The organism is Hydrogenophaga sp. (genome assembly GCF_026125785.1).
Lineage (GTDB): Bacteria > Pseudomonadota > Gammaproteobacteria > Burkholderiales > Burkholderiaceae_C > Hydrogenophaga.
The window spans coordinates 1-19,176 of record NZ_JAHCKL010000018.1 but is presented as its reverse complement, the minus strand read 5'-3'; the positions used below and the strand labels follow the sequence as shown (position 1 = coordinate 19,176).

The following is a 19,176-nucleotide window of genomic DNA, read 5'->3' as shown; positions in this document are numbered from 1 at the left end:
CCTCAGCGCCTGGGTGCGCCTTCGAGTTGCTGCAGTTCCATGCCTGCGGCGACATGCTCGATGTAGACCGTGACACCCGGTTCGCGCGCCTTGCGGAAAGAGACGATCGCCTGAGCCTTGTCACCCCCAATCTTGTGGTATTGACCGAGATAGAACCACGCTTCTACCAGCGCCATCGTCAGCTCATCTCCCGACTTGGCGCTGAGCGAGGCCATGAGCTCGTCAGGCGACAAAACACCAGCCAGCAAAGCCAGCGCGGGTCTGGGCCAGGCCCCCGATGGCTGGGCCTGGGCTACGGCCTGCAGTTCGGTTGGCAAGTCCCGTCCAAGTTGGCGCAACGTCCAGATGTGCCAGAGATGGGCATACAGACGATCGCCCTCGTCCTCCCGGGACGCAGTGGCCCGCGCGAAATCGTCGGCAGCCTGGTCGAGCCGGCCTTGGTAGAAGCGCGCAATGCCACGACGGTAGTGGTTGTTGCTCGCGTCGTGCCCCATGACCAGCGCCCGACTGTAGTCACTCACCGCTGCATCGAAACGGCCCACGGCGAAGTTCAGGTTGCCCCGGCAGTTCCAGGCACGCGCCGATTCGGGCACGCGTGCGACAGCAACTTCGGCATCGGCCAACCCCTTCTCTGCCTCGCCCAGGTCCGAACGTGCCTCGGCGCGCACGCAATACGCTTCGGCCAGGTCCTCGCCTGACAGACGTCCGCCTGCGATGGCCTTGTCTGTTCCCTGCACGATTCCCTGCATCTGCTCGCGCATCTTGTCCATGAAGGACTGCTGTCCGATGCCTAGCACGCCAGCACGCTTGATCTGGCCGCGCTCCACCACAAACACACCGCCGATATCGCGGCCAAGCTTGCGGACATCTTCAATCAGCCTGGGCAGGTCGCCTGGTTTGATCTCAGGCACGAGTGCCTCGAACCGCACTTTGCGCGCAGCTTCGCGCCCGCGGAAGCTGAATTCGGTCCGGGCGCGGAAATAGGGCGACTCCAGCGTGCGCACGACCGGATCCATGACCACGGCCACAGATTCGGGCCAGCGCATGCGCACCTCGTACTCGTGGGTCGCTGGGTAAGAGGGAACCCACACCGGAAACTGACGGCTCAGGCGTTCGGGCACCACCAGGCTACCTTGAAGATTGGCGGCGACATGGTTCATCACCCAATCGCCATCGATCTGGCGCGCCAGCCGCGGAATGCGGTAACGCGTAACCACACGCATCTGATTGAGTGCCACGTCATCAACGAACGACGGCCCTTGCTCAATGGCCAGCCCCGGATAGCGCCGCTCGTAGCCGGCACGTGCCCAGCGCTGACGGTCAGCCTCGTCCAGCCGAGGCATCGCCGCGCGCATGCTTTCGGCATCCAGACCATTGAGTACCCATTCCGCCTGCAGCACACCGTCACTTTCGAAGGAGTCAAGTTCGAAATGCTCGCTCAGGCTGCTGCGAAAGAGCTGGGCACGGTTGGGACTGCGGATCACTTCGGCCCCTTTGCTATCGGCGCGCGCCACCAGCACTTCGGCATCCTCAAGATGCTGTCCCATGCGTTCGATCGGGCCCGCTTGCCGGGAGCGGGTTGGGTCTATGTAATGCAAGGTATCCCCGAGGCGCACCCGCACCACGACGTGGTCAAACACATCCGGACTGGGTAGCATGCGCGTCATGCCCTTTCGGCTGTGCAGTGAGGCCAGTGCCGGTTCGGCCTCGATACCCAGTGCTCGCAGCATGCTGACCAGCAGAACAGACTTGTCCTTGCAGTCGCCATAGCGCACCCGAAGCATCTGCGACAGCGGCTGGGGGCGGTGGGAGCTCTCACCCAGCAGCAACGAGTGGTAGCGAATGTTCTCCTGCACCCAGCGCAACGCCTCCGCCACACGTGTGGCTTGATCTGCCTGGGTCTTCAATCCGGCCAGCACGCCATCCAGCTCAGGCGGAAGAGGCTCGGATTGGCGCAGCAGATCCGCGGCCCACTCGCCCACATCTTCCCAGCGTTCGTACTCGCTGAACTGGAGCCAACGAACCGGCCGGACGTAGGCGGGCATGTTGGGCTCCAACTCAACCGCCGCAATGTCACGGCCTTCGAACACCAGATGGCGCTCACCCCGTTCCACCCGTTCGACCGGCGTGGGATCGCTCGCATACGGCAAGTCACCCACCCAGCGCCAATGGATCCGACGCTGCTCAGGCGCCACCAGCGTGACCCTGCGGTGCAGCACCGGGGTATCTTCCTCCCAGGAAGCTCCATCGGTGTAGCGAGCTCCCATGATGGGATTGGAGCCTTCGACGCTGTACACCAGGTGCAGGGCATCGCCAACGCGAATGTCGGGCAGCGTCACCGATGCCGTGATGACGCCACTGTAAATACCTTGTTCAAGGCCCAGCTCGCGCTGCAGGAAGCGCACGGGCGCGGTGGCCGTGTGGTCGATGACCTCGGACCCGCGAAGAACGGCCAGCCGGTGAAGCGCGAGGCGCTGGTAGGCCGGATTGAAGCGAATCGCCACTTGCCCGAGCGCACCAAGGGTGCTGGCGTGATTGGTCTGCACCACGCGCTGCACCAGCCAGGCACCCATGGGCGCAGCACGCATCTGCGTCTCCGCCAGGTGCACAACCAGCGCCCGCCTGTCCGGGCTCAATGCGGGCAGCGGTGCCAGGCGTACCCAGTCCGGCACTGAGGTACCACGCGCAAAGGCCTCGGCAGCCGGTTGGATCTCCTTCAGCGTGGAGGGCTCCTGGGCCTCGGCATCCGCGACCCACCCGAGCAACGCCGACAGAGCCAGCGCCAGCATCCCTCCACATCGCCACCATCTTTTGTCCATGCATCCCCCCTTGTAGTTGAAACACCCTCATCCTCGCGGTTCGGCACCCCGCTGTGCCGAACCTGCCATTCATTCGTCCAGCGGCACCGCCGCCTCCCGCAGTGCACGGCGACGCTGCGCATGGTCGGGAAGCACGCTGGCCACCACGTCCCAGAAGCGCGGACTGTGGTCCATGTGGCGCAGGTGGCTGAGTTCGTGCACCACCACGTAGTCCACCATGTCCATGCCCAGGTGGATGAGACGCCAGTTGAGCCGTATCGTGCCGTCCGCATTCGCGCTGCCCCAGCGCGTGCCGGCGCTGGACAGGCGCAGCCGGGTGTAGCGCACACCGAGCTGCGGTGCAAAGTGGTCCAGGCGCTCCCCAAACACAGACTGCGCCTGGCGCATCAGCCAGGCCTGGGCCGCATCGCGTATCTGCGCTGGTGTAGCGCTGCGTGCCAGCCCCAGACGCAGGGTGGCGATCTCATCCGTGTCGGCGGCGGGCTCCAGCGCGGCGCCCACCTGGGTGAACGCGTGTGCCGGGTCCAGCACCAGGCGCAGGCGCACGCCGAGGTAATCGAATTCGACCCCGTCGGCCCATTGGATGCGGGCTTGCGCGATGCCGTCGGCGCGCTCACGCGCGTCCTGCAGCTTCTCGATCACCCAGCGGGATTTCTCCTGCAGCAACGCCTCCACCTCGCCCAGAGTGGTCCAGCGTGGCGCGCGCACGCTGAGACCTTCCGCGCTGACGCTCAGGCCGATGGTGCGGCGCTTGCCGCGCTGGAACTCGTAGCCCACCTCGCACCCGCCCAGCCGCACGTGGCGGTTGGCGCGGGGATGGTGCCAGGTCGCGGGCAAGAACACCTGGGTCATGGGCAACGCCGGCGGCGCAGCCACAGCAGGGGGTGCGGCTGGCGCGGGCGTCGGCGTCGGCGTCGGATCGCCGAAGAGATCGAGCGCCAGTTGCACGAAGCGCTGCATGGTGCTCTGCTGCGGCTCAGGCGACGCCGCGGTAGGCCTCGGGATCGAGGCGGCGCATCTCCGCTTCGATCCAGTTTTCGACCTCGCGCATCAGTTCATCGGGCTCACGGCCAACGCTGGCGATGGGTTTGCCGATGGAGAACTCCACCGTTCCGGGCCTCTTGATGAAGGCTTTGCGCGGCCAGCACTTGGCCGAGGTCACCGCGATCGGAATCACCGGCGCGCCGGTGGCCACGGCGAGGCGGGTGCCGCCGCTCTTGTAGACACCCTTCTGTCCGCGCGGAATGCGCGTGCCCTCGGGAAACATGATCACCCAGGTGCCTTCGCTCAGCAGGCGGCGGCCTTGCTCCACCACCTTGTTGAACGCCTGGGTCCGCTTGGAGCGGTCGATATGGATCATGTCCAGGCGACTCATGGCCCAGCCGAAGAAGGGCACATAGAGCAGTTCCTTCTTGAACACGTAGGCCAGCGGGTGCGGCATCAGCGCGGGCATGCAGAAAGTCTCCCAGGTGGACTGGTGCTTGAGCAGCAGGACCGCCGGCGCGGTGTGGCCCACCGGCAGGTTCTCGAAGCCGATCACCTGGTTGCGGATGCCCAGGATCCATTCGCCGCCGCGCACCGCCAGTTTCAACCAGCCCGCGCACATCCAGTAGACCTGCGTGCTGCTCAGGAAAGGAGAGGCGATCAGCACCGCCAGCGCCCAGGGAATGACGGTGACCGCCATGAAAAGCATGTGCAGGATCGAGCGCAGCAGGTGGACCAGGATCATGTGGGCAGTGTGGGGGTTGAATTCAGCTCGCCGGCTGGGCGAGCAACCAGTCGGCAAAGGCACCGAGGTCCTCGTGCGTATGGGCACCGGGCGGCAAGCTGGGCGCGAGAGCGAGGATATCGGCCGCGCCCGCAGCCCCAAGCCGGCCGCGCAGGTGCTCGGACTTTCCGGTCAGCAGCAGGTGCGTGGGACAACCCGCGCGCGCCGCCGCCTCGACGTGCCGCACGGCGTTGCCGGCGGCGGGCACCTGCGCCAGCGGCGCACCAAAGCGCTGCCCGATCTGCTCGAACAGGCCCGGTGCGGGTTTGCGGCAGTGGCAGGCATCCTCGGGCGCATGGGGGCAAAAGAACACGGCCTCCACCCGGGCACCCACGGCCGCGAGCTGGCGGTGCATCTTGGCGTGAATGGCATTGAGCGAGGCCATGTCGAACAACCCACGCCCGATGCCCGACTGGTTGGTCGCCAGCACCACGCGCCAGCCGCCCTGGTTGAGCCGCGCCACCGCCTCCAGCGCACCTGGCAGCGCTTCCCACTCATCCGGCGAGGCGACGTAGTCGTCGCGGCTGCGGTTGAGCGTGCCATCGCGATCGAGGATGACGAGCTTCATGGTGCGTTCACGAGGCCAGGCGCGAGAGATCGGCCACGCGGTTCATGGCTTCGTGCAGTTGCCGCAAGAGGGCCAGGCGATTGGCCTTGAGCGCGGGGTCGTCGGCGTTCACCATCACGCTGTCAAAGAACGCGTCCACCGGCACGCGCAAGGCAGCCAGCTTCTGCAGGTTGCCGGTGTAGTCGCCGGCATCGAACCGCGCATTGGCGGCCGGCACGCTGGCGTGCATGGCCGCATGCAGCGCCTGCTCGGCGGGTTCCTTGAGCAGGACCGTGTCCACCTCGGCTCCAGCCTCTTCAGACTTCTTGAGGATGTTGCCGATGCGCTTGTTGGCCGCGGCCAGCGCAGGCGCCTCGGGCAACGCAGCAAAGGCGCGGACAGCCGCCAGACGCAAGGCCACGCCGCTCATGGGCTCGGGGCGCAGGGCGAGTACGGCATCGACTTCCTGGGCGCTGTAGCCCTGCTCGCGCAGGCTGCCGGCCAGGCGGTCGTAGATGAAGTCGGACAGCGCGGCGGTGGGATCGGCAATCTTGTCTCCGAACACCTGCGCGGCCGCGCGCAGCAGCGCGTCCAGCCTCAGCGGCAACTGCTTTTCGACCAACATGCGGATCACGCCCAGCGCATGACGGCGCAACGCGAACGGGTCCTTGTCGCCGGTAGGCAGGTTGCCGATGCCGAACATGCCCACCAGGGTCTCCAGCTTGTCGGCCAGCGCCACCGCCACGCCCGTGGCGTTGCGAGGCAGGTCGTCGCCAGCGAAGCGGGGTTTGTAATGGTCCTCGATGGCAAAGGCCACGTCCTCGCTCAAGCCGTCATGGCGCGCGTAGTAGCCGCCCATGATGCCCTGCAGTTCCGGGAACTCGCCCACCATGTCGGTGAGCAGGTCGGTCTTGGCCAATTGCGCGGCGGTGTCGGCACTCTGCGCGAGCACGTCACCGCCCAGTTGCTGACCAATGGCCCGCGCGATGGCGCGCACGCGCTCCACGCGCTCGCCCTGGGTGCCCAGCTTGTTGTGGTAGACCACCCGGGACAAACCCTCCACGCGCGAGGCCAGCGTCTTCTTGCGGTCCTGGTCGAAGAAGAACTTGGCGTCCGACAGGCGCGGGCGGACCACGCGCTCGTTGCCACCGATGACCGCACTGGCATCCGCCGGGCTGATGTTGCTCACCACGAGGAAGCGGTGGGTGAGCCGGCCTTGAGCGTCCAGCAGCGGGAAATACTTCTGGTTGGCCTTCATGGTGAGAATCAGGCATTCCTGGGGCACCGCCAGAAACTGCTGCTCGAACTCGCAGACCAGCACGTTGGGGCGCTCCACCAGAGCGGTGACTTCATCCAGCAGGGCCTCGTCCTCGATGGGCCGGCAGCCGCCACCCACCTTGGCTGCGGCCGCTGCAAGCTGGCGCGCGATCTCGGCCTTGCGCTCCGGGAAGGACGCGATCACCGCACCGTCCCTGGACAACGTCGCCGCGTAGCTGTCGGCATCGCGGAGCACCACGGGGGACACCGCTGCTTCGAAGCGGTGCCCCTGCGTGGTTTGGCCCGCCTTCAACCCCAACACCTTGACCGGCACCACCTCGTTGCCATGCAGGGCCACCAGGCCGTGCGCGGGCCGCACGAAATTCACGCTGGTCCAGCCGGGCAGTTCGCAGTCGCTTTCGAGCTGGTAGCTCATCACCTTCGGGATGGGCAAGCGGGCAATGGCTTCGTCCAGCGCCTTCTGCAGACCGGCGGCGAGATCGACCCCCTGCTGCATGCTGTCGAGGAACAGTGCCTCGGCCTTGCCATCGGGTGCGCGGCGCAGTCCGGCCACCGCGGACGCGTCGGCGCCCAGCGCTCCCAGGCGCTTGAGCAAGGCCGGCGTGGCCTCTCCGTCCGCCCCGAGCCCCACGCTCACAGGCATGAGCTTGTGCGAAACAGCCTTGTCCGCGGCGCGTGCGAGCACGCCGGTCACGTGTGCGGCCAGCCGGCGCGGCGAAGCGAACGCGGTCACGGCCGCATCGGCCGGCGCCAGCCCCTGGGCCCGAAGCTGGTCAGCGAGCACGGCCGCAAAGGCATCGCCCAGCTTCTTCAGCGCCTTGGGCGGAAGTTCTTCGACAAACAGTTCAACAAGCAGATTCTGTGCGGTCATTTTTCTGGTGCTTCCCGTCTCACGCGGCCTTCTTCGCCAATTGGGCCACCCACTCACGCGGGGCCATGGGGAAACCCAGCCGTTCACGGCTCTCGTAGTAGCTCTGCGCCACGCTGCGCGCGAGGTTGCGGATGCGGCCGATGTAGGCGGCGCGCTCCGTCACGCTGATGGCGCCACGGGCATCGAGCAGGTTGAACGTGTGCGCCGCCTTGAGCACCTGCTCGTAGGCTGGCAGCGCGAGCTGCTGCTCCATCAGGTACCTGGCCTGTTTCTCGTGTGCACCGAAGGCAGTGAAAAGAAAGTCGGCGTCACTGTGCTCGAAGTTGTAAGCCGACTGCTCCTTCTCGTTCTGCAGGTAGACGTCCCCGTAGCTCATGGTCTGCGTCCACTTCAGGTCGTAGACGTTGTCCACACCCTGCAGGTACATGGCCAGGCGCTCCAGGCCATAAGTGATTTCGCCGGTGATGGGGCGGCAGTCGATGCCCCCGACCTGCTGGAAATAGGTGAACTGTGTCACCTCCATGCCATTGAGCCACACCTCCCAGCCCAGGCCCCAGGCCCCAAGGGTGGGGTTCTCCCAGTCGTCTTCGACGAAGCGGATGTCGTTCTTCTTCAGGTCGAAACCCAGGGCCTCCAGGCTGCCCAGGTACAACTCCAGGATGTTGGACGGAGCGGGCTTGAGCACCACCTGGTACTGGTAGTAGTGCTGAAGCCGGTTGGGGTTCTCGCCATAGCGGCCGTCCTTGGGACGGCGGCTCGGCTGCACATAGGCGGCCTTCCAGGGCTCCGGACCCAGCGCGCGCAGGAAGGTGGCGGTGTGGCTGGTGCCAGCGCCCACCTCCATGTCGTAAGGCTGCAGCAGCGCGCAGCCCTGGGCGTCCCAGTACGACTGCAGTTTCAGAATGATTTGCTGGAAGGTCAACATGCAAGGGAGTGCCGGAGCCCGGCCCGGGCGGACAGAGAAGGGTATGAGGGAGATGAGGGAGGCGGCGGCGCTTGCCGCAGCCCGATCAGGGGATTTTACGGGGCGCTCAGCGCCTGCGCGTACGTCCGCCACGCGGCCGCAGGCCGCGCAGAGACGCCATCAGCAGCGCCAGCACCAGGCAGCCTATCCACAGCGGCATCAATCCCCACTGCGCTGTCCAGCGCGCGTAAGGCGTGAGACCCTCGCGACCTTCCACCGTCGCCTCCAGGCGAGCACGCGTCAGGCGCTGCAATTCGTGGGTCACACGCCCTTGGTGATCGATCACGGCGGTGGCCCCGGTGTTGGTGGCGCGCAGCATGGGGCGCCCCAGCTCCATGGCCCGCAGGCGCGAGATCTGCAGATGCTGCTGGATGGCGATGGTGTCGCCGAACCAGGCGATGTTGCTCAGGTTCACCAGCACCGTGGGGGCGGCAGCCGCGTCGCGGAACGAAGCCGCCAGTTCCTCGCCAAACAAGTCCTCGTAACAGATGTTGGGCGCGATGCGTTGTCCGTGCAGATTCCAGGCCGGCTGGGGCAATGCGCCACGGTTGAAGTCACCCAACGGGATGTTCATGAGGTTGGTGAACCAGCGGAACAGAGGCGGGATGAACTCACCGAAGGGCACCAGATGGTGCTTGTCGTAACGGTAGATTCCACCGTCCCGCACCGGGGCCTGCGCCGCCGCGCGGCCGGCGGCCTCGGCCGTGAGACCCCAGACCGAGTTGGTGTACCCCTCCTCCAGGCTGCCCAAGGGCAGTCCAACCAGCGCAGCGACCGCCGCCTCGGCCGGCTGCGCCGCCAGGTTGGCCAGCAGCGGCTGCCAGAAGTCCGGCCCCAGTTGCGAGGGCAGCAGCGGGACCGCGGTCTCCGGAGCCACCACCAGTTGCGGCCCGCTGACCGGGGTCGCACGGCGCTGCGCCACCGCCTCGGCAATCTGCCTGGGATACCAGTCCAGCGCCAGGGCTATGCCCGTCCCCGGCTCGAACTTCTGATCCTGCGGGACGTTGCCCTGCAGCAGCCAGACCCTCAGTTCTCCGGTCGATGCGGTGCCGTGCTGGCCCAGATCACGCCACACCCCCCCGCCGGACAGGCTCAGCAGCAGGGCACCCATTGCGAGCCACAGCGGCACACCGCGCACCAGCCCCCACCAGCCCTCCGAAAGCCCCGGCACGGTGCGCGCCTGCACCCGGGCCGTGGGCGCAGCGGTGACCATGCCGACTCCCTGCGCCGCACGCCCCACGCGGTGGTTCACCGGCGAGGACAGCCACGCGCTCAGCCAGCGCCATACCCCGGAGATCAGCGATGCCAAGGTGTAGCCGAGTACGGCCGCGAGAAAGCCCATGCCGTAGACGCCCACCAGTGGCGCCCAGGCCGTCATGAGATCGGCCTGCGCATAGCCGCCCGCCCCCCAGGGAAACCCGGTGAACCAATGACCTCGCGCCAGTTCGGCCAGCGTCCAGAGCGCGGCGAACATCAGGGCCTGGGCCACCCGCGACAGCGGCGCCCAGGCACAGAGAAAACCAACCGCCAACGCGTAATAGAGCGCCAGCAGACCGGCCAGCGCGAGCACCGCCAACACGGCCATCCATGCGGGCAGGCCTCCGTAGGTGTGCATCGAGACAAACAGCCACCAGAAAGTGCCGGCCAGCCACACCGTGGCGAACACCCAGCCGCGCCACATGGCCTGCCCCACACGGGTGGCGTACTGCAACGCCAGCACCAGCATGGCGAGCGAAGCGATCTGCCACCCGCCCGACGGCTGGCCAGGCACCGCACCTGGCAAAGCCCACCCCTGGAACGGCCAGGCGATGGAAACCGCCTGGAGCGCACCGCCCAGCACGCACACCAGCCACCAGAAGAAGCCGCTGCCTCGCGCGCTGCGCCCGGGCGGGCGCCGGCTCATCGGGTTGAAGCTCGATGGGGTGTGCAGCGACCCGAACAGACTGCGCATGGCGGTCAAGCGGCCAGCGGCCTCAGGCCTCGCCCGGCTGGGGCATTACCTTGAACCACTTCACCGCACCGCCCTTGGTGTGCAGCACGACGAAGCGCAGGCCGTCGAGCTCATGTGTCTCGCCCCGCTTGGGCACGTGGCCCATCGCGTGGGCGATCATGCCGCCGATGGTGTCGAAGTCCTCTTCGGGCAGCTTCAGTCCGAAGGACTCGTTGATGCGTTCGATCGGCGTGTCGCCGCTCACGCGCCAGGTGCTGTCGGCCAAAGCGAAGATGTCTCCTTCGTCCTCAGCGACGTCGAACTCGTCCTCGATCTCGCCGACGATTTCTTCCAGCACGTCCTCGATGGTGATGAGCCCGGCCACGCGGCCGAACTCATCGATCACGATCGCCAGGTGGTTGCGGTTGCCACGGAACTCGCGCAGCAGGTCGTTGAGCCCCTTGGTCTCTGGCACGAAGGTGGCGGGGCGCAGCAGGGCACGGATATTGAGCGCGGGCGCGCGCTGCAGCTTGAGCAGGTCCTTGGCCAGCAGGATGCCGATGATGTTTTCGCGGTCGCCCTCGTACACCGGAAAGCGGGAATGCGCGGTGTCGATCACCAGGTGCAGCAGCTCATCGAACGGCGCGTCGATGTCCAGCACGTCCATGCGCGGCGAGGCCACCATCACGTCGCCGGCCGTCATGTCGGCGATGCGGATCACGCCTTCGAGCATGACGCGCGACTCGGCGTTGATGATGTCGTTGTCCTCGGCCTCCGCGAGGGTCTCGATCAGCTCGTCCTTGGAATCCGGCCCGGGGTGAATGAACTCCGCGAGCTTTTGAAGGAAACCACGTTTGTCGGCATGCCGCAGGCTGCGCTGCGGCCCGCTACTGGGAGGGGAATCGGCCACTGAGGTAGGTAGGGGGATTGAAACGAGGGGAAAGGATACCGCAAGCAGGTGTCAACACGCAAAGCGCGATCACCCCGCCAACCCGCGCCGGGCCTCGGTTCTTTCAGCCGCGCGCTCGCTCGCGCGCGTCGCGTACGCCGCGGCGGATGTCCTGCAGCACCGAAAGCAGACCCCAGAACTGCTTGGCCTGGGCCTTGAAGTGGTAGTCCGTGAGGGCAACCTGCTCGTTCACAAGCGCTGTCACGCGCGAATCGAAGTCCGCGGGCGGCAGGCGAAGGTGGGCCTCGGACTCGGAACCATCACGCTCGATGGTGGCGCCCGCGCGACGCGCGATACGCAACATGGCGGTGTTCTCGGACAAGGCGTGGATGAACAGCATGTTCACCCCCTCATTGCGGGCGTGCACGACAGCGCGCTCGAACAGCCGGCCACCATAGCCCCTGCCGCGCGCGCTGCGCGCCACCGAGACACCGAACTCCGCGCAACTCTTGAACTGAGGATCGAGCGAGAACGCCAGATGCGCCATGGCGATGAGTTCCAGCTTCCGGTTGAAGATGCCGAAGAGTTCATCGCGCTCGAAGTCCAGTCCGTCCACGTAGCGGCGAATCTGCTCGTCGTTGGCGGCGTAGCCAAAGCGCAGGTAGCGGTCCTGCGGGTCCAGCGCCAGCAGGTGGGCGGCGATGCGATCGCGGTGCCCGGGGCCGATGGAGCGGATGGGCACAAGCACCGGTGGCGCAGCCTTCTCCGGCTCGCGCGCGCTGTCGTTCGCCGACGAGGCCGCCGGCGAGCGTTCCACGACCTGCGCCCGGAACGACAGCGGCACGATCCAACGTGGGGTATCCAACATGGGCTCGAATGTAAGGGTTATCCCTAGGCTAGCAAGGATGAAATCCCCTAATTCGAGGGGAACCCGACGGGCGGAACGGCTGACACCCCAGCGGCGCTCAGAGGGGCAGTGCCGTGGTGCTTTTCACCCGGTCCATCACAAAGCTGGTCTTGCAATCCTGTACGGCCGGGTGCTTGAGCAAGGTGTCCATCATGAAACGCGAGTAGGCGGCCATATCGGCCACCACCAGGCGGAGCAGGAAGTCCATCTCGCCGGTGAGCGCCACGCATTCCACAACCTCAGGCCAACCGAGCACGCTGGCCCGGAATTGGTCCATGGGGCTGCGCTTGCCACTGCCCGCATGCTTCTCCAGACGGACCGACACATGGGCCGTCAGCCCGAGTCCGACGGACTCCGGCCGCACCAGGGCCACGTAGCGATCGATCACGTGGGCATCCTCCAGCCGACGCACCCGGCGCAGCACTGCACTGGGCGACAAGCCCACCGCCTCCGCGATCTGGTCATAGGTGGCGCGGCCATCGGCCTGCAGGCTGCGAAGGATGTGGCGGTCGAGCTTGTCCAGTGCTTGCATGGCCCACATTTTGCAGTTTTCCTGCAATCACGACAAACGGAGCGCCCCAAAACGCCGAAATCGTGACAACCTGCGCCGATACAGTGGCGCATTTCCTCAACGGCCCGCGCCCACGGAGACAGCCATGAACCAGCCTTTGCCACCGACCGCACTGCCCGCCGACACCTCGTGGGAGAACCCCATGGGAACCGACGGCTTCGAATTCATCGAGTACGCGGCACCCGATCCCGTGGCCATGGGCGCGCTCTTCGAGCGCATGGGATTCAAAGCGATCGCCCGCCACCGCCACAAGGCGGTGACGCTCTACCGCCAAGGCGAAATCAACTTCATCATCAACGCCGAGCCCGACAGCTTCGCCCAGCGTTTCGCGCGCCTGCATGGCCCCAGCGTGTGCGCCATCGCCTTCCGGGTGCAAGACGCCAAGGCCGCCTATGAGCGCGCCATTTCTCTGGGTGCCTGGGGCTATGCGCAATCGGCCGGCCCCGGCGAACTGAACATACCTGCCATCAAGGGCATCGGCGACTCCATCATCTATTTCATCGACCGTTGGCGTGGCAAGAACGGGGCCCGCACGGGCGACATCGGCAACATCGGCTTCTACGATGTGGACTTCGAGCCGCTGCCTGGCGCGGAGCTCAACCCCGTGGGCCACGGTCTAACCTACATCGACCACCTCACACACAATGTGCACCGTGGACGCATGGACGAATGGGCGGGCTTCTACGAGCGCCTGTTCAACTTCCGCGAGGTGCGCTACTTCGACATCGAGGGCCAGGCCACTGGCGTCAAGAGCAAGGCCATGACCAGCCCTTGCGGCAAGATCCGCATACCGATCAACGAGGAAGGCAACGACAAGGCCGGCCAGATCCAGGAGTACCTGGACCGTTACCACGGCGAAGGCATACAACACATTGCCATGGGCTCGGTCGATCTCTACAACACGGTGGATGCGCTGGAGTTGGCTGGCGTGAAACTGCTCACCACCAGCGAGACCTACTACGAACTCCTGCCCCGCCGCATCCCCGACCACGGCGAGGACCTGGAAGGATTGAAACAGCGCAACATCCTGGTGGACGGACACCCGGGCGAACTGCTGCTGCAGATCTTCAGCGAGAACCAGCTCGGCCCGATCTTCTTTGAGTTCATCCAGCGCAAGGGCAACCAGGGCTTTGGCGAGGGCAATTTCAAAGCCTTGTTCGAGACCATGGAGCTCGACCAGATGCGCCGTGGCGTGCTGAAGTCCTGAGACCGGCGAGGCGACGATGGCTGTTGAACCCGTCGTGTATGGCGCCAGCGAGCGGCCACCGCGTGGCGACTACTCGCGCGCGCAGAGCGACTACACCTGCGCCCAGAACTGGTCCGCCTACACCGAGGCAGACCACGACACCTACCGGCGTCTCTACGAACGCCAGTCGGCCTTGCTGCCAGGCCTGGCGTGCGATGCCTTCATCGACGCGCTGCCCTCACTCGGCGTGCGCGACCGCATTCCTCGGTTCGAGGAAATCAACGAACGGTTGAAGCCAGCCACCGGCTGGGAAATCGTGGCGGTCCCCGGACTGATTCCGGAACGTCCGTTCTTTGACCTGCTCGCCCACCGCCGTTTCCCCGTCACCGACTGGATCCGTACGCCGGCCGAATTCGACTACATCGTCGAACCGGACGTGTTCCACGACCTCTTCGGCCATGTGCCACTGCTGTTCAACCCCGTCTTTGCCGACTACGTGCAGCGCTATGGTGCCGGTGGTCTGAAGGCGCATGACCTGGGCGCAGGCGAATGGCTCTCCCGCCTGTACTGGTACACGATCGAATTCGGCCTGGTTCGCCAGTCCGATGGCCTGCGCGCCTATGGCGCCGGCATCCTGAGCTCTTCCAGCGAACTGCGGTACAGCGTGACCAGCCCGCGGCCCCGGCGCATTGCGCTTGAGCTGCTGCGGTGCATGCGCACACGCTACAAGATCGACGATTTCCAGGCCACGTATTTCGTCATCGACAGCTTCGCGCAGCTGTTCGAGATGACGGCGCCTGACTTTGCGCCGCTCTACGAGGCCGTGCGCTCGCTGGGAGAACTGCCCGCCGACGCCAGCATGCCGAGCGACTCGTCCATCACCCTGGGGTGAAAAGCCATTGCGACGTGGGCGGCGCCCCGCACCAGCCGGTTGTCGGCCCCCGGTAGCGTCGCAGTGGAAGCGGGAAACACGATGTTGTCGGTGTTGGCGTACCAGCACACGAACCTGCCGTAGGGGTTCACGGGCCGCTGCACGGCTTCGCGGGCCTGCAGATCGCGCAGCCAGTCGCCCGCCATGCGCATCTCGCGGCCATTGGCCACCCGGCTGAAGCGCCCCAGCCAAGTGCCCCGGTGTGGACTGCCGATGGTGACCACACCATGCACCGGCACACCCGGCTCGCTGGTCAGCCATGCCCGCGCCGCCAGACCACCCATGCTGTGGCAGATCAGCAGAGGCGGACGTCCTGTGAGCGCCCGAGCACGCCGGACGGCGTCCGCCACCAAAGGCACATAGTCGTTGATGTGCCCGAACACCGGCTCCAGGTTCACGGAGGTGTAGGGCACCCCCTGGCGGCGCAGGCGGCGCATCCAGGGATGCCAGAACCCGCGGTTGCACACAAATCCGTGGATGAACACCACCGCAGGGCCTGCCCCCGCCACGGGCACATCATCGTCTGGCAGCGCGGCCCAACGGAAGGGTTGTCGCCAGGCGAACACCTGCGGAGCCGCCTTCACCTCCTGCCACCAGGCGCCCAGCCACTGCAGACCGCTGGCCTGAGGAGTGGGGTCGCTGCGGTTCAGGCGGGCGGCCGCCAACACCTCCAGGGCCAGGGCCAGGGCGTAGCCTGCCAGCAGGGCGAAAGCACCACCCAGCGCCCACCACGGAGAACGCGGCCACCACAAGAGGAGCCATGCCGCGCAGGCCAGCAAGGTAGTCACCACCAGCACCTGCTGCAGACGGGCCAGCGCGGATGTTTTCGGCGAGGTTGAACGGGTTTGCACAACCCGACTATCGCACGACGATGTGCCAGGCAATTAGACTGGGCCCACCGGTCCGTCGCATTCCACCCACTGCCCGTTCCATGAGCACGCCCACATCCGCCGCCGAACAAATCCGCTTCCATCTGGAGCGCGTGCGGCGACTGCGTCTGGAGGCCCACGCGGAAGGACTGGCCGCCGCGGTCAATGACGTCAAGCGACTGCAAGCCCAGCGCTTTCGCGCGACATACGCCGACTTCCTGCGGGACACCACCTACGCCCCAGCCACCCGCTTCTTTCTCGATGAGCTCTATGGCGTGCACGATTTCGTGGAGCGCGACGCGCAATTCAGCCGCATCGCCGGCGCGCTCGAACGGCTGTTCCCCGAAAGCGTGGCTCAGTTGGCCATCGACCTTGCGGAAACCCATGCATTGACGGAGGTGCTGGACCACAGCCTCGCGCGGCATTGGCTCGCACAAAGCGAAGCCGTGCCCACCGCATTGCGCTATACGCTGAGCTGGCGCGCCACGGGCGACCGTCCCGCGCGCGAGCGGCAGCTCTCGGTGGTGCAGCACATGGGTCAGGAACTGCAGCGCCTCACCCGCATGAAACCCTTGCGGCTGGCGCTGCGCATGATGCGCAATCCGGCGCGCGCCGCTGGACTGGACGCCTTGCAGCATTTCCTGGAAACAGGCTTCGACGCCTTTGCTGCGATGGGCGATGCCCAACCTTTCCTGAACGCCATCCAGGAAAGGGAGACGCGCTGGATCAGCGTGCTTTTTGACGAGTCACCTCAGACGTGTGGCCAGTGGCTGGCCGAGGAACTGGCCCGGGGCTGAGTGGCCACGCGGCGCCGTACCGGTGAGCTTTGCGCGACACCGCCCTAGGGCAGCCCCGATGGCCCAACGCACGCGGCCTTGCCAGAATGGCCGCGTTGCCCTTCAATGCCGCGCCCATGACCCGTCACTGGTTATCCCAATACCCCGAAGGCGTCGCGCACGATGTGTCGCCGGACCGCTACCGCTCTTTGTCCTCGCTGTTGGAGGAGTCGTTCAAGCAACATGCGAAGCTGCCCGTCAGCGTCTGCATGGAGCGCTGGATGAGCTACGGAGAGCTTGATACCCACAGCGCCGCGCTCGGTGCCTGGCTGCAGGCCAGAGGCCTCCCTCCGGGAGAACGGGTGGCCATCATGCTGCCCAATGTGCCGCAGTTCCTGGTTGCCATGGCGGCAGTGGTGCGCGCGGGATACACCGTGGTGAACATCAATCCGCTGTACACCGCACGGGAACTCGAACACCAACTCCGGGATTCCGGTGCGCGGGCCATCATCATCCTGGAGAACTTTGCCCACACACTCCAGGAAGTCATCGACCAGACGGCGCTGGAGCATGTGGTCGTGTCCAGTCTGGGGGACATGCTGGGTTTCTGGTACGGACGCTGGATCAGCTTCGCTGTGCGCCATCTGGCCAGAATGGTGCCCGCCTACAAGCTGCCTCTGGAGGGCACCCAGGGCAAACGCACCATCGTCTCGCTGCGTCACGCGCTCGCCCAGGGTGCCAGCTTGCATCTTCGCCCGTCTCAGGATGGTCCGGATTCGGTGGCGTTCCTGCAATACACCGGAGGCACCACCGGATTGTCCAAAGGCGCAGTACTCACACATCGCAACATCATCGCCGCCACCCTCCAGGCAGAGGCCTGGTTTTCCCCCGCGTTGCAGCGCGTGGGCGACCTCCGCAAGGTCAATGGCATCGCGGCACTGCCCCTTTATCACATCTTCGCGCTCACGCTCAGCTTGCTGTGCATCCGCTGGGGGGCCCACATGACGCTGATACCCAATCCACGCGACATCCCCAAGTTCGTCGAAACCCTGAAGCGGCGGCCGTTCCATCTTTTGCCCGCCGTCAACACCCTGTTCAACGCGCTGCTGCAGAACCCGCAGTTTAGGCAAATCGATTTCTCTCAATTGGCCATGTCCCAAGCGGGCGGCATGGCGGCCTCCGAAGGGACCGCCCGCCAATGGCAGGCCGTGACAGGGTGCCCCATGATCGAGGGCTGGGGGATGAGCGAAACCTGCGCCATCGGCACCAACAACCCTGTGAATGCCACCGCATTCAGCGGCACCATCGGCCTCCCACTGCCCGGTATCGACATCGCCATCAAGGACGACGAAGGCCGCTCTCTGGCATTGGGCGAGACAGGGGAGATCTGTATCAAGGGACCGAACGTGATGCGTGGGTATTACAACCAGCCTGAGGAGACCGCGCGCGCGTTCACTCCAGACGGTTTCATGCGCACCGGCGACCTGGGCATCATGGACGAAAGAGGCTACACCCGCATCGTCGACCGAAAGAAGGACATGATCCTGGTGTCCGGCTTCAACGTATTCCCCAGCGAACTGGAGAACGTGATCTCACTCTGTCCGGGGGTACTGGAATGCGCTGCGATCGGCGTCGCAGACGACAAGCAGGGCGAAGCGGTCAAAGTGTTCGTTGTACGCACGGACCCGTCTCTGCGGGAAGAAGATGTTGCGCGCTTCTGCCAGGAGAATCTGACCGGCTACAAGCGACCACGCCACATCGAATTCCGGGACGAACTTCCCAAGACCAACGTCGGAAAGATCCTGCGCAGAGCGCTCCGTCAGCCGACCGCCCATTGAACGCCAGGCCGATATGCAACCGAGCAGATCCCCCGGTACAACAACATTGACACATACGCTGGCGTCTGCCGGCATCACCGTTTTTGAGCGCGGCTGGCTCTCGTCCAACAACGTCCTGATTCAGGGCGATGGACCTTCTGCACTCGTGGACTCCGGGTATGCGAGCCACGCTCAGCAGACGAAGACGCTCGTCCAGTCCGAAATGGGTGAGCGCACACTGTCCCATCTACTCAACACACATCTGCACAGCGATCACTGCGGAGGCAATGCTGCTTTACAGGCCATCTACCCCGATCTGCAAACCTGGATTCCACCCGGACTTGCGCCCGCAGTAGCCAACTGGGACCCCATCGCCCTCACCTTTGAGCCGACCGGGCAGTTCTGCCCACCCTTCTCCTACAAGGCACTGCTTGTCCCGGGTGAAGCCCTCCAATTGGGCACATGGAACTGGGACATCCACGCCGCAAAAGGCCACGACCCTCATGCAGTGGTGCTCTTTCAACCTGAGCTGGGTATCCTGATCTCGGCCGATGCGCTCTGGCAGAACGGTTTTGGCATCGTCTTTCCCGAGCTTGACGGCGAGTCCGCCTTCGACGAGGTCGCAGACACGCTCGACCTGATTGAGGCCCTGGCGCCCCGCATCGTGATACCAGGTCACGGCAGTGTGTTTGACGACGTCGCGGACGCGCTGCACAGAGCTCGCAGCCGGCTGGCGCAGTTCGTCGCCCAACCGGACAAACACCGCCGTCACGCCTTGAAGGTGCTCGTCAAGTTCAAACTGTTGGAATGGCAGCAGATCCGCACAGAGGCCATGCTCGACTGGGTACTGCAAACCCCGTACTTCATGCGACACCTGCCCACCGAAGCGCTGACAGATCGTCACATGGGACAGACATGGCTCGACCAGCTTCTGCTCGAGCTGGAGCGCTCAAACGCGCTCAGACGAGACAAGGGTCTCGTGTACAACAACTGACGAAAACCCGCCCTGCAAAAAGCCCAAACCCCCAGGTACGTGGAGTACGAGGGGGTTTG

At 65.6% G+C, this 19,176-nt stretch carries 16 protein-coding genes; 5 read left to right on the top strand and 11 right to left on the bottom strand.

What is annotated here, in order from left to right; genetic code table 11:
• Nucleotides 1–2: 2 nt before the first annotated feature.
• From KIT53_RS15250 to KIT53_RS15205, 10 genes are all read right to left on the bottom strand, one after another.
• A complete protein-coding gene (locus KIT53_RS15250; protein WP_297754110.1) occupies nt 3–2,789 on the bottom strand; it encodes a DUF3857 domain-containing protein in 2,787 nt (928 codons plus the stop codon).
• A gap of 99 nt (nt 2,790–2,888) precedes the next feature.
• Nucleotides 2,889–3,779, bottom strand: coding sequence for a SprT family zinc-dependent metalloprotease (locus KIT53_RS15245; RefSeq protein WP_297754106.1), 891 nt, complete (start codon nt 3,777–3,779; stop codon nt 2,889–2,891).
• 16 nt (nt 3,780–3,795) lie between these two features.
• Nucleotides 3,796–4,548 (bottom strand): lysophospholipid acyltransferase family protein, encoded by a 753-nt coding sequence (locus KIT53_RS15240; RefSeq protein ID WP_297754103.1) that lies wholly within the window; start codon nt 4,546–4,548, stop codon nt 3,796–3,798.
• Nucleotides 4,549–4,570: 22 nt separating this feature from the next.
• Nucleotides 4,571–5,155, bottom strand: coding sequence for a D-glycero-beta-D-manno-heptose 1,7-bisphosphate 7-phosphatase (gene gmhB, locus KIT53_RS15235; protein WP_297754099.1), 585 nt, complete (start codon nt 5,153–5,155; stop codon nt 4,571–4,573).
• Nucleotides 5,156–5,162: 7 nt separating this feature from the next.
• Nucleotides 5,163–7,283 (bottom strand): glycine--tRNA ligase subunit beta, encoded by a 2,121-nt coding sequence (gene glyS / locus KIT53_RS15230; RefSeq protein ID WP_297754096.1) that lies wholly within the window; start codon nt 7,281–7,283, stop codon nt 5,163–5,165.
• Between the two features lie 19 nt (nt 7,284–7,302).
• Nucleotides 7,303–8,208: a glycine--tRNA ligase subunit alpha gene (glyQ, locus tag KIT53_RS15225; RefSeq protein ID WP_297754093.1), complete on the bottom strand. Its 906-nt coding sequence runs from the start codon at nt 8,206–8,208 to the stop codon at nt 7,303–7,305.
• A 106-nt stretch (nt 8,209–8,314) separates the two neighbouring features.
• Nucleotides 8,315–10,150 (bottom strand): apolipoprotein N-acyltransferase, encoded by a 1,836-nt coding sequence (gene lnt / locus KIT53_RS15220; RefSeq protein WP_297754270.1) that lies wholly within the window; start codon nt 10,148–10,150, stop codon nt 8,315–8,317.
• Nucleotides 10,151–10,220: 70 nt separating this feature from the next.
• A complete protein-coding gene (locus tag KIT53_RS15215) occupies nt 10,221–11,087 on the bottom strand; it encodes a transporter associated domain-containing protein (RefSeq protein WP_297754090.1) in 867 nt (288 codons plus the stop codon).
• A 103-nt stretch (nt 11,088–11,190) separates the two neighbouring features.
• Nucleotides 11,191–11,934 carry a GNAT family N-acetyltransferase gene (locus tag KIT53_RS15210; protein ID WP_297754087.1) on the bottom strand — a complete coding sequence of 248 codons (744 nt, stop codon included), beginning with the start codon at nt 11,932–11,934 and terminating at the stop codon, nt 11,191–11,193.
• Nucleotides 11,935–12,031: 97 nt separating this feature from the next.
• Nucleotides 12,032–12,505: an Lrp/AsnC family transcriptional regulator gene (locus tag KIT53_RS15205; RefSeq protein ID WP_297754084.1), complete on the bottom strand. Its 474-nt coding sequence runs from the start codon at nt 12,503–12,505 to the stop codon at nt 12,032–12,034.
• Nucleotides 12,506–12,629: 124 nt separating this feature from the next.
• Between KIT53_RS15205 and hppD the strand changes: the two genes are divergently transcribed.
• Entirely contained in the window at nt 12,630–13,751 is a 1,122-nt protein-coding gene (gene hppD / locus KIT53_RS15200; protein ID WP_297754080.1) for a 4-hydroxyphenylpyruvate dioxygenase, read from the top strand.
• Nucleotides 13,752–13,767: 16 nt separating this feature from the next.
• Nucleotides 13,768–14,622: a phenylalanine 4-monooxygenase gene (gene phhA, locus KIT53_RS15195; protein ID WP_297754077.1), complete on the top strand. Its 855-nt coding sequence runs from the start codon at nt 13,768–13,770 to the stop codon at nt 14,620–14,622.
• Here phhA and KIT53_RS15190 read toward each other — a convergent pair.
• Nucleotides 14,544–15,512: an alpha/beta fold hydrolase gene (locus KIT53_RS15190; RefSeq protein ID WP_297754074.1), complete on the bottom strand. Its 969-nt coding sequence runs from the start codon at nt 15,510–15,512 to the stop codon at nt 14,544–14,546. The two genes, phhA and KIT53_RS15190, sit on opposite strands and share 79 nt — an antisense overlap.
• An 80-nt stretch (nt 15,513–15,592) precedes the next feature.
• Between KIT53_RS15190 and KIT53_RS15185 the strand changes: the two genes are divergently transcribed.
• The 3 genes from KIT53_RS15185 to KIT53_RS15175 all read left to right on the top strand — a co-directional run bounded on the left by KIT53_RS15185 (nt 15,593) and on the right by KIT53_RS15175 (nt 19,117).
• Nucleotides 15,593–16,327, top strand: a complete 735-nt coding sequence (locus KIT53_RS15185; protein ID WP_297754071.1) for a hypothetical protein — start codon at nt 15,593–15,595, stop codon at nt 16,325–16,327.
• 116 nt (nt 16,328–16,443) lie between these two features.
• Nucleotides 16,444–18,144, top strand: coding sequence for an AMP-binding protein (locus tag KIT53_RS15180; protein ID WP_297754069.1), 1,701 nt, complete (start codon nt 16,444–16,446; stop codon nt 18,142–18,144).
• A gap of 46 nt (nt 18,145–18,190) precedes the next feature.
• Nucleotides 18,191–19,117 (top strand): MBL fold metallo-hydrolase, encoded by a 927-nt coding sequence (locus tag KIT53_RS15175; RefSeq protein ID WP_297754067.1) that lies wholly within the window; start codon nt 18,191–18,193, stop codon nt 19,115–19,117.
• Nucleotides 19,118–19,176: the final 59 nt, after the last annotated feature.

Coding starts and splice junctions, on each gene's coding strand:
- KIT53_RS15250 (WP_297754110.1), bottom strand. CDS start 2,789: ATGCTGGCGCTGGCTCTGTCGGCGTTGCTCGGGTGGGTCGCGGATGCC.
- glyQ (WP_297754093.1), bottom strand. CDS start 8,208: ATGTTGACCTTCCAGCAAATCATTCTGAAACTGCAGTCGTACTGGGAC.
- KIT53_RS15185 (WP_297754071.1), top strand. CDS start 15,593: ATGAGCACGCCCACATCCGCCGCCGAACAAATCCGCTTCCATCTGGAG.
- KIT53_RS15210 (WP_297754087.1), bottom strand. CDS start 11,934: ATGTTGGATACCCCACGTTGGATCGTGCCGCTGTCGTTCCGGGCGCAG.
- lnt (WP_297754270.1), bottom strand. CDS start 10,150: ATGAGCCGGCGCCCGCCCGGGCGCAGCGCGCGAGGCAGCGGCTTCTTC.
- KIT53_RS15245 (WP_297754106.1), bottom strand. CDS start 3,779: ATGCAGCGCTTCGTGCAACTGGCGCTCGATCTCTTCGGCGATCCGACG.
- KIT53_RS15205 (WP_297754084.1), bottom strand. CDS start 12,505: ATGCAAGCACTGGACAAGCTCGACCGCCACATCCTTCGCAGCCTGCAG.
- gmhB (WP_297754099.1), bottom strand. CDS start 5,155: ATGAAGCTCGTCATCCTCGATCGCGATGGCACGCTCAACCGCAGCCGC.
- phhA (WP_297754077.1), top strand. CDS start 13,768: ATGGCTGTTGAACCCGTCGTGTATGGCGCCAGCGAGCGGCCACCGCGT.
- hppD (WP_297754080.1), top strand. CDS start 12,630: ATGAACCAGCCTTTGCCACCGACCGCACTGCCCGCCGACACCTCGTGG.
- glyS (WP_297754096.1), bottom strand. CDS start 7,283: ATGACCGCACAGAATCTGCTTGTTGAACTGTTTGTCGAAGAACTTCCG.
- KIT53_RS15180 (WP_297754069.1), top strand. CDS start 16,444: ATGACCCGTCACTGGTTATCCCAATACCCCGAAGGCGTCGCGCACGAT.
- KIT53_RS15240 (WP_297754103.1), bottom strand. CDS start 4,548: ATGATCCTGGTCCACCTGCTGCGCTCGATCCTGCACATGCTTTTCATG.